Annotated in this window: 10 protein-coding genes; 6 read left to right on the top strand and 4 right to left on the bottom strand. The window is 71.7% G+C overall.

Translation table 11 applies throughout. The annotated features are described in order from the left end of the window. Nucleotides 1-606: 606 nt before the first annotated feature. Nucleotides 607-1,107 (bottom strand): hypothetical protein, encoded by a 501-nt coding sequence (locus WME82_RS16905; protein ID WP_162143993.1) that lies wholly within the window; start codon nucleotides 1,105-1,107, stop codon nucleotides 607-609. A gap of 380 nt (nucleotides 1,108-1,487) precedes the next feature. On the opposite strand from WME82_RS16905, the gene WME82_RS16900 reads away from it, so the two are divergent. From WME82_RS16900 to WME82_RS16890, 3 genes are all read left to right on the top strand, one after another. Further along, on the top strand, nucleotides 1,488-3,308 hold the full coding sequence (locus WME82_RS16900; RefSeq protein ID WP_438043655.1) for a hypothetical protein: 1,821 nt from the start codon (nucleotides 1,488-1,490) through the stop codon (nucleotides 3,306-3,308). Between the two features lie 57 nt (nucleotides 3,309-3,365). Then, nucleotides 3,366-4,793 carry a pyridoxal phosphate-dependent aminotransferase gene (locus WME82_RS16895; protein ID WP_437872365.1) on the top strand — a complete coding sequence of 476 codons (1,428 nt, stop codon included), beginning with the start codon at nucleotides 3,366-3,368 and terminating at the stop codon, nucleotides 4,791-4,793. Nucleotides 4,794-4,883: 90 nt separating this feature from the next. Then, complete coding sequence (locus WME82_RS16890; RefSeq protein WP_438043654.1) at nucleotides 4,884-7,109, top strand: protein kinase domain-containing protein; 2,226 nt, start codon at nucleotides 4,884-4,886, stop codon at nucleotides 7,107-7,109. A gap of 58 nt (nucleotides 7,110-7,167) precedes the next feature. Here WME82_RS16890 and WME82_RS16885 read toward each other — a convergent pair whose 3' ends face one another. Further along, complete coding sequence (locus WME82_RS16885) at nucleotides 7,168-7,599, bottom strand: response regulator (RefSeq protein ID WP_437746491.1); 432 nt, start codon at nucleotides 7,597-7,599, stop codon at nucleotides 7,168-7,170. A gap of 343 nt (nucleotides 7,600-7,942) precedes the next feature. Between WME82_RS16885 and WME82_RS16880 the strand changes: the two genes are divergently transcribed. The 3 genes from WME82_RS16880 to WME82_RS16870 all read left to right on the top strand — a co-directional run bounded on the left by WME82_RS16880 (nucleotide 7,943) and on the right by WME82_RS16870 (nucleotide 10,906). Continuing rightward, nucleotides 7,943-8,449, top strand: coding sequence for a DUF2505 domain-containing protein (locus WME82_RS16880; RefSeq protein ID WP_437746490.1), 507 nt, complete (start codon nucleotides 7,943-7,945; stop codon nucleotides 8,447-8,449). Nucleotides 8,450-8,690: 241 nt separating this feature from the next. After that, complete coding sequence (locus WME82_RS16875) at nucleotides 8,691-10,028, top strand: NAD(P)/FAD-dependent oxidoreductase (RefSeq protein WP_438043653.1); 1,338 nt, start codon at nucleotides 8,691-8,693, stop codon at nucleotides 10,026-10,028. Nucleotides 10,029-10,492: 464 nt separating this feature from the next. Then, entirely contained in the window at nucleotides 10,493-10,906 is a 414-nt protein-coding gene (locus WME82_RS16870) for a hypothetical protein (RefSeq protein ID WP_437872362.1), read from the top strand. Nucleotides 10,907-10,930: 24 nt separating this feature from the next. Here the strand turns inward: WME82_RS16870 and WME82_RS16865 are convergent, their stop codons facing one another. Together WME82_RS16865 and WME82_RS16860 are read right to left on the bottom strand one after the other, a co-directional pair. Continuing rightward, entirely contained in the window at nucleotides 10,931-12,421 is a 1,491-nt protein-coding gene (locus tag WME82_RS16865) for a tetratricopeptide repeat protein (protein ID WP_437872361.1), read from the bottom strand. A gap of 86 nt (nucleotides 12,422-12,507) precedes the next feature. After that, nucleotides 12,508-14,712 (bottom strand): protein kinase domain-containing protein, encoded by a 2,205-nt coding sequence (locus tag WME82_RS16860; protein ID WP_437746487.1) that lies wholly within the window; start codon nucleotides 14,710-14,712, stop codon nucleotides 12,508-12,510. Nucleotides 14,713-14,736 lie beyond the last annotated feature (24 nt).

Here is a 14,736-nt window from a genome sequence, read left to right as displayed (position 1 = left end):
GTTCCCAGCCTCCGGTATAGAAGAGCCACTGGTACTGTGCATGGTGTCCATCCCTCCTCCGGCTTGCCGGCACCCCGCGCCGGATCGAAAGAGATCGTCCGGCATGGCAAGGGTGTTCGATTGCGGATCAGCGGAGAGCCCGCCGATCTGGTGTCGACCCCAGCACCGTGGTGCTCCACGGCAGGACCATCCTGGAGCTGATGCTCCGTCCGAGGCCGAGGACCAGCGTATCACCGCTGTTCAGGCGAGCAAGGGGCTCACGCACCGAAACATCGAAAGCGACTCTCTTCCATTCCATCCATGTCCACCCACGGTCCGCTTGGTCCCACCGCTCCCACCGCGTCTCGCAGCGCAGCCGGGCAGGCGTCGTTCGCCGGCGCACGTCGCACGTCGCACGTCGCACGTCGCACGCGGGCAAGCAGGCGTCACCGGAGGAGCAGCCAGGCAGGGCGAGGTGCAAGGCGCGTCTCGGCAGGACGAGGCGCAACGCGCTCCAGCGAGACGACGTGCTGGACGCAAGCGCTCAGCTGCCGGAACAGGTCCGGTGGAACGACGGCGAGGACGTCGCGCGGCGGGCCGGCGCGCCGTGACCGGGCCCCGCGCGCGTCAGACGTGTGCGAACCAGCTCGCCTCCTCGCCCTCCGGCAGCGCCGTGGCGAGGACCGCGAGCATCGCGTCGATCTCTTCCTTCGTGTGGACCCCGCTGCGCAGGATGGCCGCCGGGCCGTCGCCCCCGGGCACCACGACCGACTCCACGGCGAGCGCGGTGTTGACTCCGTAGCCGTAGGACGCCAGCGTCACGACCGCGGTGGCTTCGCGGTCGTCGAGCAGCCGGCGGATCGTCAGCGTGCGGCGCACGCGCTCGCTGTCCTCGGCCCACGACGCGAGCCACGCGCGCGCCGCCTCGTCGAGGCCGACGAGCACGAGCTGCGCAGGAGGCAGCGCGTCAGGATCGGCCGCGGCGACGGCGGCGCGGTGGAAGCCCCGCACCTCCCGGCACCAGAGCGGCGGCGCGCCGTCGACCCGCACGAGAAAGCCGTAGGGGCCTCGGGCCCCCTCTCGCTCCGAGCCCCCCGAAGAAGCGGAAGAGAAACTGTCGTTCGACACGAAGGGAGACGATACACGAGCTCTGCTCGGCGGAGGAAGCCCGCTCAATTGCGCAGCACGTCGAGCCGACACGGCTCCGCCCCGGTCACACCTGTCAGACGCACGCCACCTGGGTACGCCCACCGATGCCCATGGCGCCCACAACGAGAGCGCCACACTCCTGGGATTTCGGCTAAGGTGGCCCCGCCTCCCCCGTGGAGCCCGTCCGGGACGGGGTGCGTCCTGCACCTACGGCGTCTCCCCGGCCGACGGGCTCCGGCCCGCAGCGACGGGTCGGGGCGGCAGCAGCGCCCGACGCCGGGCGCGCTGCCGCGGAAGGCCGGCGAAGAGGCCCGCCGGCGCATCCCGCGTCACCTCGATCCCGATCCGAACCGCAGGCAATGAAGCTCACGTCACAACAAGTCATCGAGATCGTCATCGCGCTCTGCGCCTACTTCGGCGTCGCGTTCGCGCTCAACTGGTTCGCCCCGTCGCGGCTCCGCATGCTCGCGCGGTACAGCACGGTCGCCGCGGGCGTCGCGCTCTTCTTCCATGGTCTGGACCGGTACATCGACGAGCACGCCCGCGCCGTGGACATGGCGAAGGTGGCGATCGCGATGGGCGCCGCGCTTTGCGTCTTCTACGAGACGCACCGCGAGGGGATGCGCCGGCCGATCGCGGAGCGCTGGAAGCGGTTCGCCGGCGTGGCGCTCGGTGTCGCCGCCATCATCGCGTACTTCAACGGCTTCCGCTTCGGCTATCCCAAGTATTACCACCGCTGGGATCAGTTCCATTATTACATGGGGGCCAAGTACTTCCCGGAGATGGGGTACGACGGCCTCTACAAATGCGCGCTGATCGCGCAGGACGAGCTGGGGCTCGTCACGTACACGAACGAGGACACCGGGCGGCAGGTCAAGCTGGACATGTCGAAGGAGGTCCGCCACCCGGACAAGAAGATCCGGAACCTCGGTGGCGACAACCTCCTCATGCCGGCGAGCGAGGTGCTCAGCACGCCCGAGATGTGCAAGGCGCACTTCTCACCGGAGCGCTGGGACGCGTTCAAGGCCGACGTGCAGTTCTTCCGGACGGCCTCGGACAAGGGCTACTGGGAGGACATGCAGAAGGACCACGGCTACAACCCGCCGCCGGTCTGGACGATCATGGGTAAGTTCTGGGCGGACCTCCAGCCGGCCAGCACCCGCTACCTCCAGTTCCTCGCCAGCTTCGATATTTTCTATCTGCTCGGGATGTTCGCCGCCCTCTACTGGGCCTTCGGGTGGCGGGTCTTCGCCGTCGCGGCGATCTTCTGGGGCTGCCAGTCGTCGGCGCCGTTCTACTGGACGGGCGGCGCGTTCCTCCGGCAGGACTGGCTCTTCTACCTGGTCCTCTCGGCCTGCCTCATCCGGAAGCGCTACTTCAAGCTCGCGGGCGCGAGCATGGTCTACGCGGGCCTCCTGCGCATCTTCCCGGGCCTGCCCGTGATCGGCTGGCTCACCGTCGCCGGGATTCACCTCGTCCGCCACAAGCGCATGGCGAGGTCGCACGTGCAGGTGCTGATCGGCGGCGTCCTCGCGGCCGCCGTGCTCATTCCGGTGAGCATGAAGGTCTCGGGCACGGACTCGTACCGGCAGTTCTACGAGCACACGCTCAAGGTGCACGACCAGACGCCGCTGACGAACCACATGGGCCTCCGCGTGCTCGTCGGCCACGAGCCCGGCACGGGCGTCGAGTCCGGCCGCATGAAGTACACGAAGGACACGAAGCTCGTCGATCCGTTCGAGGTCTGGAAGCGGATGCGCAACGAGCGCTACGCGAAATACCGCTGGATCGCCTATGGGATCATCGCCGCGAGCCTGGCGGGCTTCGTCTACGTGTGCCGGCGGGTCCGCTCGCTGTGGGTGGCCCAGTGCCTCGCCCAGATCTTCGTCATCCTGCTCTCGCAGCTCACCTGTTATTACTATTCATTCATGATCTTGAGCGCGCCGCTCACCCGGGTGAAGCGCCAGATCGAGGTACCCCTGTTCGGCCTGGCGGCGCTCAGCCAGTTCATCTGGATCACGTTCAACTACAACGACGACAAGTACACTGCGCTCACCGCTGTCTCACTCGCCTTCTGCTATTATCTGCTCTGGATCTTCTCGGGTAAGACGATGCCGTGGGCGCGGCAGCCCGAGCCGGCGAGCGAGGACGGCGGAAAGCCGACGGCCCGGCAGGCCTGAGGCGCCCGCCTCCTGCTGGGTCGCCACGGCAGCGCCTCCCATGCCTGGAAACAAACGATGACAGAAGTAGAGCGAGAGCATCCCGACGAGCGAAGCGACCTCCAGGGAGACGAGGCCCGGCCCAGCGATCCTGGGGCGGCGGCCGACCGCGGGAACACGCCGGCTCCGCCGCGCGGCGACGACCGGGCGGTCCACGCTTTCCGGAAGGTCCCGCGGACGGGCGTCATCTACGTGACGACCGAGGCCGCGCGCCTCGGCTTTAACCCGGGTCGGGACTCCGCGTCCGCGGGTCCCTCCGAGGCGGGCGCCGACGAGGGGACGGACGGCTGGTGCAACCTCGGGCAGGGCCAGCCGGAGACGGGCCCGCTCCCGGGCTCGCCCGCGCGCTGCGCGGCGGTGCCGATCTCCGGAGACGACCAGGAATACGCGCCCGTGGCCGGCCTCTGGGAGCTGCGCGAGGCGATCGCGTCGCTCTACAACCGCGCGTACCGGCGGGGCATGCCGTCGCGCTACACGGCCGAGAACGTGGCGGTGTCGGGCGGGGGTCGCATCGCCCTCACCCGCGCCGCGGCGGCGCTCGGGCAGATCAACCTCGGCCACTTCCTCCCCGATTACACCGCCTACGAGGAGCTGCTCGACGTCTTCCGGCTGTTCTCGCCGATCCCGATCCTGCTCGAGGGCGAACGCGGCTACTCGTTCTCCGTCGGCGACCTGCGCCGCGAGATCCTGGGCCGCGGCCTGAGCGCGATCCTCGCCTCGAACCCCTGCAATCCGACCGGGAAGCACGTGCGCGGCGAGGAGCTCGCCGCCTGGGTCCGCACCGCGAAGGAGCTCGATTGCGCGCTCTTGCTCGACGAGTTCTACTCGCACTACGTCTACGGGATGGGCGACGTCGCCCCGATGGAGAGCGCCGCGCGCTACGTCGAGGAGGTCGACCGCGATCCGGTCGTGATCTTCGACGGCCTGACCAAGAACTGGCGCTACCCCGGCTGGCGCGTCACCTGGACGCTGGGGCCGCGCGAGGTCATCGAGGCGGTGGCGAGCGCCGGCAGCTTCCTCGACGGCGGCGGCTCCAAGCCGATGCAGCGCGCCGCGGCAGAGCTGCTTACCATCGAGCACACCCGCGCCGAGACGACGGCCATCCACCGGACGTTCTCGCACAAGCGCGAGATCATGCTCGAGGGGCTGCGCAGGATCGGCGTCACGGTCGACGCGGAGCCCGAGGGCACGTTCTACGTCTGGGGCTCGGTCGCGGATCTGCCCCCGGGGCTCTCCGACGGCTACGGCTTCTTCCGGGCGGCCCTCGGGGAGCGGATCATCGTCGTGCCGGGCGAGTTCTTCGACGTCAACCCCGGCAAGCGCCGGGCGGGGCGGCCGTCGCGGTTCCGCCACCACGTCCGATTTTCTTTCGGCCCGAGCGAGGACGTCCTCGTCCGGGCGCTCGGGCGGCTAGAGCGCATGGTAGGCGAGCGTCGCCGGGCCTGACACCGGCGGCGCCGCGCAGGGGAGCGGGAAGACGGGGCCGAGCGCCAGGTCTTGTCGCGCTGCACGTCTTCCGACATGGTGGGGGAGCGCGTGGCCAAAGATCCGTGGAGTGATTGGAACGACGACGACCCCGGTAACTTCCAGCCGGGCGATACGATCGGCCCCTACGAGCTGCTGTTCCCTGCAGCCGTGGGCGGCATGGCCGCCGTGTGGGCTGCGCGGCTCAGGCGGCCCAACGGCTCCGTCCAGATCGTCGCCGTCAAGCTGCTGTCGGACGCGATGCGCGGGGATGACGACGCGCGGGCGATGTTCCTCGACGAGGCGTGCACCGCGTCGCGGATCCTCCACCCGAACGTCGTGCACATCCTCGCGTACGGCGAGGTCCGCGATCGGCCGTACCTCGCGATGGAGTGGATCGACGGCGCCCCGATCGCGAAGATCTTCTCGAACCAGAAGGCGAAGCGCGCGCTCTTGCCCCTCGGCTGGGTGCTCCACGTGATGATCGACGCGTGCGCCGGGCTGCACGCGGCGCACGAGGTCCGCGACGACACGGGCGAGCTCCTCAACCTGATCCACCGCGACGTCACGCCGGAGAACGTGATGGTGACGTTCGACGGCATGGTCAAGGTCGTCGACTTCGGCGTCGCGAAGACGCGGGCGCGCGCGCAGACCAGCCGCGTCGGCGCGATCAAGGGCAAGACCGGGTATTTCTCGCCCGAGCAGGTCATGGGCGGGGCGCTCGACCGCCGCAGCGATCTCTTCTCGATGGGCGTGCTGCTCTACCTGCTGGTGACGGGCCACACGCCGTTCCGCGGCAAGGGCCCGCTGGAGGCGATGCAGCAGATCGCCAACCGCAACCCGCAGCCGCCGCGCGAGATCATGCCCGAGGTCCACCCGGAGCTCGACCGCATCATCATGCGGGCGCTCGCCAAGAACCCGAACGAGCGGTACCAGACGGCCGCGGAGCTGCGCCGCGATCTCGAGCAGGTGAGCGCCGCGGTCCGCGAGAGCTACACCGACAAACAGGTGGGCCAGCTCGTCCGCGATCTGCTCCCCGGGGTCGCCGAGGCACGCAAGGAGCGGATCGATCAGGCGCTCGACGAGCTCGACCGGATCCTCGCCGAGCGCGCCCACCCTCAGAAGCCGCAGGCCTCGCGCCCCGAGGACGCGACCGAGGTGATGCTGCGGCGCATCTCCATGCTGCCGATCCTGCAGGACGGCCCGGAGGCGACGGAAGGCGGCGGCGCGGCCGACGCGGCGCCGCCCTCGTCCCCGGCAGGCCCCGCGAGCTCGCGCATGTCGGGGCCGGCCAGCTCGCGCATGTCGGGACCCGCGAGCTCGCGCATGTCGGGACCCGCGAGCTCGCGCATGTCGGGGCCGGCCAGCTCGCGCATGCCGGCGCCGACGAGCCCGCGCCGCGCGAACGCCGACCCGATGCGCAAGTCGAATCCGGACGCGACGCGCAAATCGACCCCGGATGCGACCCGCAAGTCGAACCCCGACGGCGCAGGCTCGCCGCTCGATTTCCCAGCGGGGCTTTCGCCGCTGCCGCTGCTCCCGCCGCCGCTGCACGTGGGGCCGCCGGTGCCCCCCGGGCCGGCGGCTTACGTCGGTCCGGCGGCGCACGCGAGCGGCCCCGCGAGCGCTGTCGCGTCCGCGCCCGAGCGCCGCGCGTCCCCTCCCGCGAAGGGGTCCTTCGTCCGCGTGGCGTTGCTCGCGCTGATCGTCCTGGGCGTGGTCGCGGCCGTTGCGTTCCTGCTGCTCGCGCGTTCCGGCCGCATGCCGCTCGGCGGGGTGGTGGTGCCTTCCGCCAGCCCCAGCGCGTCCGCACCGACGGTGCAAGCGCCCGATGCCGGCGCCGATGCCGCGGCGACGCCGAACGCGGCAGCGACGGCGTCGACGGTCGCGAGCGACGCCGTCGCGGACGCCGCGGCCCCGACCGATGCAGCCGCAGCCGAGCTGATCGCCGACGCGGCCGCCCCGGCCGACGCGTCCGCCCTGGCCGACGCGGCCGCGGATGCCGCGGTGCCCGCCGATGCTGCCACCCCCCTCCCGAGCGGGCAGCCGGCGTACGTCCCCGGCGCCGCACCCGCGCCGGGGACGCCGTACCCGGGCTCCTCGGTCACCCCTGCGCCGCGCGTCCCAGGGCCTCTGCCCACGCCGTCCGTCACCGGGTGGCCTCCGCCACGGCCCGCGAGCCAGCCCGGACTGCCGGCAACTCCGCCCGCCTCCACGCTGCCGCGCGGGCCCGTCCCCGGCCAGGCGCCGCCGCGGCCGCGCCCCGCTGCGCCCCCCCTCGACCTGGCGCCGCGGTAGCGCCTCCGGACCGGGCGCGGCTGCCTTCCCCGCAGCCCGCGCGGCCGGCGCATCGCGCTCAGTCCTCCTTCGGCTTCTCCGGCTGCGCCTCGCCGGGCGGCGGGGGCGGGGTGGCGCGGGCCGCAGCTTTCTTCAGCGACGACTCCGCGAGCGACACCAGCATGGCGAGGTTCACCGGCTTCGAGAGCAGGAAGATCGCGTGCCGTCGCAGCGCGCGGATGCGAGCCTGCTGCGACTCATCGGCCGTCACGACGAAGACGGGCGTGTCGCGGTTCAGCGCTCCCTTGGCCGAGAGCGACTCGAGCACGCTGAAGCCGTCGATCAGCGGCATGTGCAGATCGAGCACCACGAGATCGAACTTGCGCGCGGAGAGCCGGCGCAGCGCCGGCGCTCCGCCGTTCGCCTCCTCGACGTCGCCCAGCGTACGGAGCGAACGCGCAAACATGGCCCGGATCGCGGCGTCGTCGTCGATGACGAGGATACACGTCACAGCGTCATGCTCGCACGGCCGCAGAAGCGCTGGAAGCCCGCCGCCAGCCCCCGCATCGCCCGGAGCGCGCGTGCGCAACCGTGCGCAGCGCCGGTCTCCAACTCGCGGCGTCGCCTCCAGTCTCGCGGCTGCTTCGCGCCCCCGCGTCCGCCTGCGCTCGGCGTGACCTCGCGCGCCACGCGATCGGGGCGACGAACGCCCGGCGCGCGCAACGCAGACGGACGCGTCGCCAGCGCAGATCCCGTGTTCAGCGGTCCTGGTCGAGACATGGACGCCACGTACGGGCTGCGGTAAACGCGGAGCTGGACGTCATCGACCCCGCGCACCGCAAAGGAACGATCCCATGGGCAAGTTCACCCTCACACACGAGATCAACTGCAACCTCGAGACGTTCTGGAAGCTGTTCCTGGACAAGACATTCAACGAGGAGCTCTACAGGAAGGAGCTCGGCTTCCCCGAGTTCACGATCACGGAGCAGGTCGAGACGGCGACGGAGATCATCCGGAGGTCGGCCGGGAAGCCGAAGATGAATTTGCCCGGCCCCGTCGAGAAGCTGCTCGGCTCCGGGTTCCGCTACACCGAAGAGGGCAGGCTGAACAAGGCGACGAACGTGTGGACCTTCAAGCTGACGCCAAGCACCCTGGCCGACAAGATGCGGAACGAAGGCGTGGTGCGCGCCGAGGCCATCGGCGACAACAAGGTGCGTCGGATCGCCGAGATCACGATCGAAGCGAAGGTGTTCGGCGTCGGCGGCATGCTCGAGAGCAGCGCCGAGAAGGAGCTGCGGCAAGGGTGGGAGGTCAGCGCGGTCTTCATGAACAAGTGGATCGCCCAGGGCAAAACGGCTTAGCCGGGCCGGTGGCGATCGGCTGGCCCCTGCCGCGCACCGCCTGGGGCGCCTGACGCCGGCGCTGCCCGACGAACGGACGGCGACGCCGACGAGAGGGGGACGAGAGGGGATCGCGAGCGGCCGTCTCGCGGCCTCCATCCCGCGAACGAGCGAGGGCGCATCCCTGCACGTCCAGGGTCAAAGCGGGAGATCTGCGGCTCCGGCTCTTGCTGTGGTGGCGTACGGGAACCAGGGCCACGGCATGGAGCACGTCGTCATCATCGGTGCCGGCTTCGGCGGCCTCTACGCGGCGCGGGCGCTCCGGCGCGAGCCGGTACGGGTGACCGTGATCGACCGGCACAACCATCACACGTTCCAGCCCCTCCTGTATCAGGTCGCGACGGCGGGCCTGAGCGCGAGCGACATCGCCACGCCCATCCGCCACGTGCTGCGCAAGCAGAAGAACACGAGCGTGATCCTCGCCGAGGTGAAGGCGATCGATCCCGTCCAGAAGCGGGTGATCTTCGAGGACGGCGAGCTCGGCTACGACAAGCTGATCGTCGCGGCCGGGGCGTCGCATTCGTACTTCGGGAACGACGCGTGGGCGGCCGTCGCGCCCGGGCTCAAGACCATCGAGGACGCGCTCGAGATCCGCCGGCGCGTCCTCCTCGCCTTCGAGGCGGCCGAGCGCGAGCCCGATCCGGCGCGGCGGAGCGCCTGGATGACGTTCGTGGTGGTCGGCGCGGGCCCGACGGGCGTCGAGCTCGCCGGCGCCCTCTCGGAGCTCGCGAGGCACACGCTCAGGCGCGAGTTCCGGCACATCGATCCGAGCAAGGCCCGCATCCTCCTGCTGGAAGGGGCCGGGCAGGTGCTGCCGTCGTACGTGCCGGAGCTCGGCGAGAAGGCGCGACAGCAGCTGGCCGCGCTCAACGTGGAGGTGCGGACGAACTGCCGCGTCACCGACATCGACGAGGAGGGGGTCTCGATCGGCGACAAGCGGATCGAGGCCAGGACCGTGCTCTGGGGGGCCGGCGTGGCGGCGTCCGCCCTCGCCCGCACCCTCGGAGCGCCGCTCGACCGGGCAGGGCGCGTGCTGGTGGCGCCGGACCTGACGGTGCCGGGTCACGAGGACATCTACGTGATCGGCGACCTCGCGTCGCTGAAGCAGGAGGACGGGACGCCCGTGCCCGGCGTGGCGCCCGCGGCGATCCAGGGAGGGCGCCACGCCGCGCGCAGCATCGCGCGCACCCTGCGGGGGCTGCCGCGGCTGCCGTTCCGGTACAACGACCGGGGATCCCTGGCGACGATCGGGCGCGCCGCGGCGGTCGCCGACTTCGGCAAGCTGAAGCTCTCCGGGTTCCTGGCGTGGCTCGCGTGGCTGTTCGTGCATATCCTCTTCCTGATCGGCTTCCGTAACCGCTTCCTGGTGCTGTTCTCGTGGGCCCTCTCCTACGTGACCTACCAGCGCGCCTCGCGGTTGATCACGGGCGAGATCCCGCCGCTCCTGGAGGACCACCACGCGCCGGAGCTCGAGGCGCGCATGGACGGTGGCGCCGTGAGGAGGCACCAGCCGATGGAGCCCGCGCGCACGCGCGCATAGGCGCCGCCCGAGACCACACACGCCGCCCGCCGGCGTACTGCGCTCGTCTGGACCTTCGCGACGGAGCTGCGTTAGCGTCATCGACCATGACGATCCATCCCGGACAGGGCGCCTCGGCGCACCCATGGCGAGCGCTCCTCGCCAGCGCAGCACCTCTCGCCGCACTCCTGCTCAGCGCCCCCTCCGCCTTCGCGCAGGCGCCTCCTGCGTCCTCGCCGCGCGCAGGCGCCCCTGCCGGCGCCGAGCCGCAGCCCGCGCCCCATGGGGCCCCGGCGCCGTACGGCGCGCCTGCCCCGTACGGGCAGCAGCCCGGCTACTACCCGCCTCCGGGATACGCCCCGCCTCCGGGATACGCCCCGCCTCCGGGGTACGCCCCGCCTCCGGGATACGCCCCGGCTCCGGGATACGCCCCGCCTCCGGGATACGCCTCGCCTTCCGGCTCGTATCCGGTTGGCCCGAGGATCATGAACTACGAGGAAGGGCAGGCCGTCCCGGAGGGTTACCGCGTCGAGGAGAGGGCGCGCCGCGGCCTGGTCATCGGCGGCGCCGTGACGTTCGGCGTCACCTACATCCTCTCGGCGATGGTCGGGCTCGTGGCGGAGAGCGCTGACAGGGCGAGCGGCGGAAGCGGCGAGAGCTACCTCCCGCTCTACATCCCGCTCGCCGGCCCCTTCATCACCGTCGGCACCGCCGATGCGAAGGGCGGCGGCGTCTTCGTCCTCATGGTCGACGGGCTGGCTCAGGTCGCCGGGGCCGCGATGTTCATCGGCGGCCTCGCCGCGCCGGAGAAGAAGCTCGTCCGCAACGACGTCGCCCTGTCGGTGAAGCCGATCGTCACGGGCGACACCGTCGGGCTCGGCGTCTCCGGCTCGCTCTGAGCGCGCGCCGCCCGCGGCCCGGCGTCACGGCACGACGGGCGGCGTCTCATCCATCGTCTTGACGGCGCGCTTGGCCCTGCGGCGCACGTCGACGTGCAGCGACTCGTCGAAGTTGATGGCCGAGAACGCCGCCCGCGCCTCGATGTTCTTGCCGAGCGCGGCGTACGCCTCGGCCTCGTTCCATCGCAGCTTCCAGTCGCGCTTCGCGAGGTCCGAGAGCTTCGCGGCATCGGCGATGATGTCCGGGTACCGCTGCTGCTTCCCGAGCTCGGTCCAGTACTCGGCCCGGAGGTCGTCGTCCCCGGGCGCGAGCGCGACGGCCGCCGCGAAGCCCGCGAGCGCGTCGTCGATCCGACCTGCGACCAGCTCGGCGCGGGCGAGCGAGCGGCGCGCGCCGGCGCTCTCGGGGTGAGCCGCGACGAAGGCGGCGAGCGCGGGGATCGCCTCGTTGACCTTCTGGATGTCCGCGGGATCGCTCGGCCAGAACCGGAGCGAGAGCGCGGCGAGGTCGCCTGGGTCGCTCTCGAGCGCGCGCTCGACCGCGGCGGGCACCTCCGCTCCGCGGCCCGCCTGGGACAGGCACTTGGCGAGCTCGACCCAGGCGCCCGACGAGGACGGCGCCGTCGCGACGAAGGCCTCGGCCGCGGCGAGCGCCTCGTCGGTGCGCCCGAGCGATCGGAGCGCGGCGATCCGCGCGAGGTGCGCGCGCTCGCGGCTCGCCCCTTCGCCCGAGGCGGCGACGGCGCGCTCCGCTGCGGCCAGCGCGACGTCGTGGCGGAGCTCGCGCTCGTGGTAGGCGAGCTGCTCGAGATAGAAGGCGCCGTCGCGCGGCGCCGCGTCCCACTGGCCCGCGAGGTACTCGAGCACCGCGTCGGAGCGCACGTAGACGAGCGAGGCCGCGTCGCGCGGGTTCTCGTAGATCGGCAGGAGAACCCCGAGCTGGACCATCGCGTCCAGCGCCGGCTGGCAGTCGGGCTTCGCCTCGAGCGCGAGCACCATCTCGTCGAGGGCGGCGTCCTTCTTCTGCATCGCCAGGTGCACTTGCCCGACCGCCACGTGGTAGTCGGCGTCCCCCTGGAACGTCTTTCGGATCGCCTGGAAGCTCTTCAGCGCCGCGGGGTGATCGCCCATGTTCGCCTGCGCCGAGGCGAGGTTCAGCCGCGCGGCGTGATCGTCGGGATCCATCGTGATGATGCGCTTGAGCGCCGAGATCGCCTTCTCGTAATCGCGCTCGCCGAACGCCTTCTGCGCGCGCTCCCAGACCGGAGCCTTGTCGAGGAACGCCTCGAACTGCGAGACGAGCGTGCTGTTCTGCTTGCGCCAGACGCCGCTCTTGCCGGGCTCGGAGTTCGTGAGGAAGTCTTTGATCCACTTGCGGGCGGCGTCGATGCTGAGCCCCTTGTCTGCCAGCCCTTCGAACTCCCCTCGAGGCACCGGCATGCGCGCGGGGATCCCCTGCCGGCGCGCCGTGGTCTCATCCAGGCCGATCAGCACCCAGTCGCTTTGCTCGCTCATGATCCAAGGACGGTAGCCGCCGTGCCCCGCCGGGATCAAGCGACGTCTCGGCGCGTCGGGTGCGCTCGCGCGCGCGCAGCGGCGCTTCAGGAATAGAACCAGGCGAGCAAAACGAACGCCATGAAGGCCGCCGCCGCGACGGCGAGCGCGAGCGCGCGCGGCACGCCGAGGAGCATCGGCCGGAGGCTGGCCTGAAACGCGACAGCGTCCGCGGCGGTGGGCGGGCCGATCGCGTCGCCCGCAGCGTCACCCCGGACGGCGAGCGCGGCGGATGGCACGCCTGCCGCGTCGCTCCTCGCGGGGTCGGCGCCCATGAACGGCTGGGCCGCGCCCGCATCCCCGGGCGTCGGAGTGAGCCGATGCTGGGCCGCGCTCACGTCCCCGGGCGCCGGAGTGAGCCGATGCGGGGGCGCGCCGAAATCCGAGGGCCTCGACGCGGCCGGTGACGCCAGGTGCTCGAGGCCGAGCTGGGCGAGGATGGCCCGCTGCTCGTTGCCCCACGCGACAGGCAGCGCCGTCGTCTCGGGCGCGAGCGTGAGCGGCGCGGACATCACCTTGTGCATCGCCCGCTCGAGCGCGAGCGCCTCGTCGAGGCGGTGCGACGCGCGCTCCGGGGCGGCGCTCGCGGAGAGGCGCAGCGCCTCGGTGGCCATCTCGGAGAGGTGAGCAGCCACCTTGGCCAGCGCCAGCTTGCGCTCGGCGTGGGCGACCGCGAAGCGCGCCTCCTCGCGGAGCCGGAGCGCCTCGGTCGTGAGGCGGTCGACCTCCGCGTGCAGCGGCCTCGCCCCTGCCGGCACGCCCTGCGCCGTGAGCGGTGTGTCGGCGTCGTGATCCACGGAGAACGCGGCCACGGGAGAGATCGAGGGCGTCGCCTCGTTCCCGGACGTCGCGCGCAGCTCGTTCCCCGACACCGGCAGCGGCTCGCTGTCCCGATCGGTGAGGGATCCGTACGAGGGCAGGCTGCTGCGGCGCCGTCCTCCGCCCGAGCTGGAGGACCCGGGATCTGCGCGCACCCTGCCGTTGCTGCCGACGACGACCGTCGCCTCGTCGGCCGTCTCGGAGGCCATCGGTCCGCGCCGGCCGAGGTCGTCGTCCGCGGCGTCCGCCTCGCGCGGCGTGAGGCCGGTCGGCGACGGGGACAGCGTCCCGCGGCGCGCCTCGATGTCGGTCGCGTCGTCGTTCTGAGCGCGCGCGCCCCCGCTGCCGCGGAGCCGACCGGGGGCGTTCGCCCCCCTGCCCCGCGGATCGGCCGAGGGCCGGCGCGGGATCGCCTCGGCTGTCGAGAGCGAGGGGCGCGGCGCCTTGGCGACCCCGGCGAAGCCGCCGGTGACGGCGCGCTCGAACCAGCGCATCTGTCTCATCGCGTTGCGCCGCACGAAGCGCCCGAGCGCCTCCTCGTTCCCCTCGTGGTACCCGTGGCTGTGTAGCCAGCCCTCGAGCCGAGCGAGGATCTCGTCCGCGCTCTGGAAGCGCGACGGCGGGTCCCTCTCGAGACAGCGCATCACGATCGACACGAGCTCCTTGTCGATCTTCGGCCGGAGCTCCCGCAGGTCGGCCGCTGGCTGCGTCGACATGCTCCGCAAGAGCTCGTAGTCGCTCGTCGACGGCCACGGGTGCTTGCCGGTGAAGAGCTCGAACAGCACGACGCCGAGCGAGAACAGGTCGGAGCGCCTGTCGGCGGCGCCCCCGCGGGCCTGCTCCGGCGCCATGTACGTCGTCACGCGCCGGCGCGCTCCGACGGCCGTCGTCATCACGCGGAGCGACGATTTGGCGAGCCCGAAATCGGCGATCTTCACCTCGCCCTGGAACCCGACGAGCACGTTGCCCGGCGTCAGATCGCGGTGCACGAGGTTGAGCAGCGCGCCGGCAGGCGAGCGGAGCTCGTGCGCCGCGCTGAGCCCGCGGCAGAGCGTCGCGCCGACGTGGACGACGAGCCGCTCGGAGAACATCTCGCCGGTGTCGAAGACGGTCTTCATGAGCCGCGCGAGGCTCACGCCCTGCACGAGCTCGACGGCGAAGTACCACCCCTGCTCGTCCGTCCCCCAGCCGGCGACCTCGACCACGTTCGGGTGCTTGAGCGCCGCGGTCGTGCGCACCTCGTCGAGGAACCGGGTGGAGACGTTCTGATCCTCGGCGAAGTGCGGGTGCAGCCGCTTGACGGCGAGCAGCTCCCCAGGCCGGTGCGGACCTGCCGACCTGCAGAGATCAACGCGGGTGGTGGCCCCGGACGCAATCTCGGCAAGGAACTGGAACGAGAGCGCAGCCGGCGCGGGCTCGGGGAGCCGAGACATGCACGGAGAAGTCTAGCGGGCGAC

It is taken from the genome of Sorangium sp. So ce128 (assembly GCF_051525245.1).
Lineage (GTDB): Bacteria > Myxococcota_A > Polyangia > Polyangiales > Polyangiaceae > Sorangium > Sorangium cellulosum_B.
The sequence above is the reverse complement of the archived record's forward strand: the minus strand, read 5'-3'. Positions and strand labels throughout refer to the sequence as shown.

Coding starts and splice junctions, on each gene's coding strand:
- WME82_RS16900 (WP_438043655.1), top strand. CDS start 1,488: ATGAAGCTCACGTCACAACAAGTCATCGAGATCGTCATCGCGCTCTGC.
- WME82_RS16895 (WP_437872365.1), top strand. CDS start 3,366: ATGACAGAAGTAGAGCGAGAGCATCCCGACGAGCGAAGCGACCTCCAG.
- WME82_RS16880 (WP_437746490.1), top strand. CDS start 7,943: ATGGGCAAGTTCACCCTCACACACGAGATCAACTGCAACCTCGAGACG.
- WME82_RS16875 (WP_438043653.1), top strand. CDS start 8,691: ATGGAGCACGTCGTCATCATCGGTGCCGGCTTCGGCGGCCTCTACGCG.
- WME82_RS16870 (WP_437872362.1), top strand. CDS start 10,493: ATGAACTACGAGGAAGGGCAGGCCGTCCCGGAGGGTTACCGCGTCGAG.
- WME82_RS16865 (WP_437872361.1), bottom strand. CDS start 12,421: ATGAGCGAGCAAAGCGACTGGGTGCTGATCGGCCTGGATGAGACCACG.
- WME82_RS16860 (WP_437746487.1), bottom strand. CDS start 14,712: ATGTCTCGGCTCCCCGAGCCCGCGCCGGCTGCGCTCTCGTTCCAGTTC.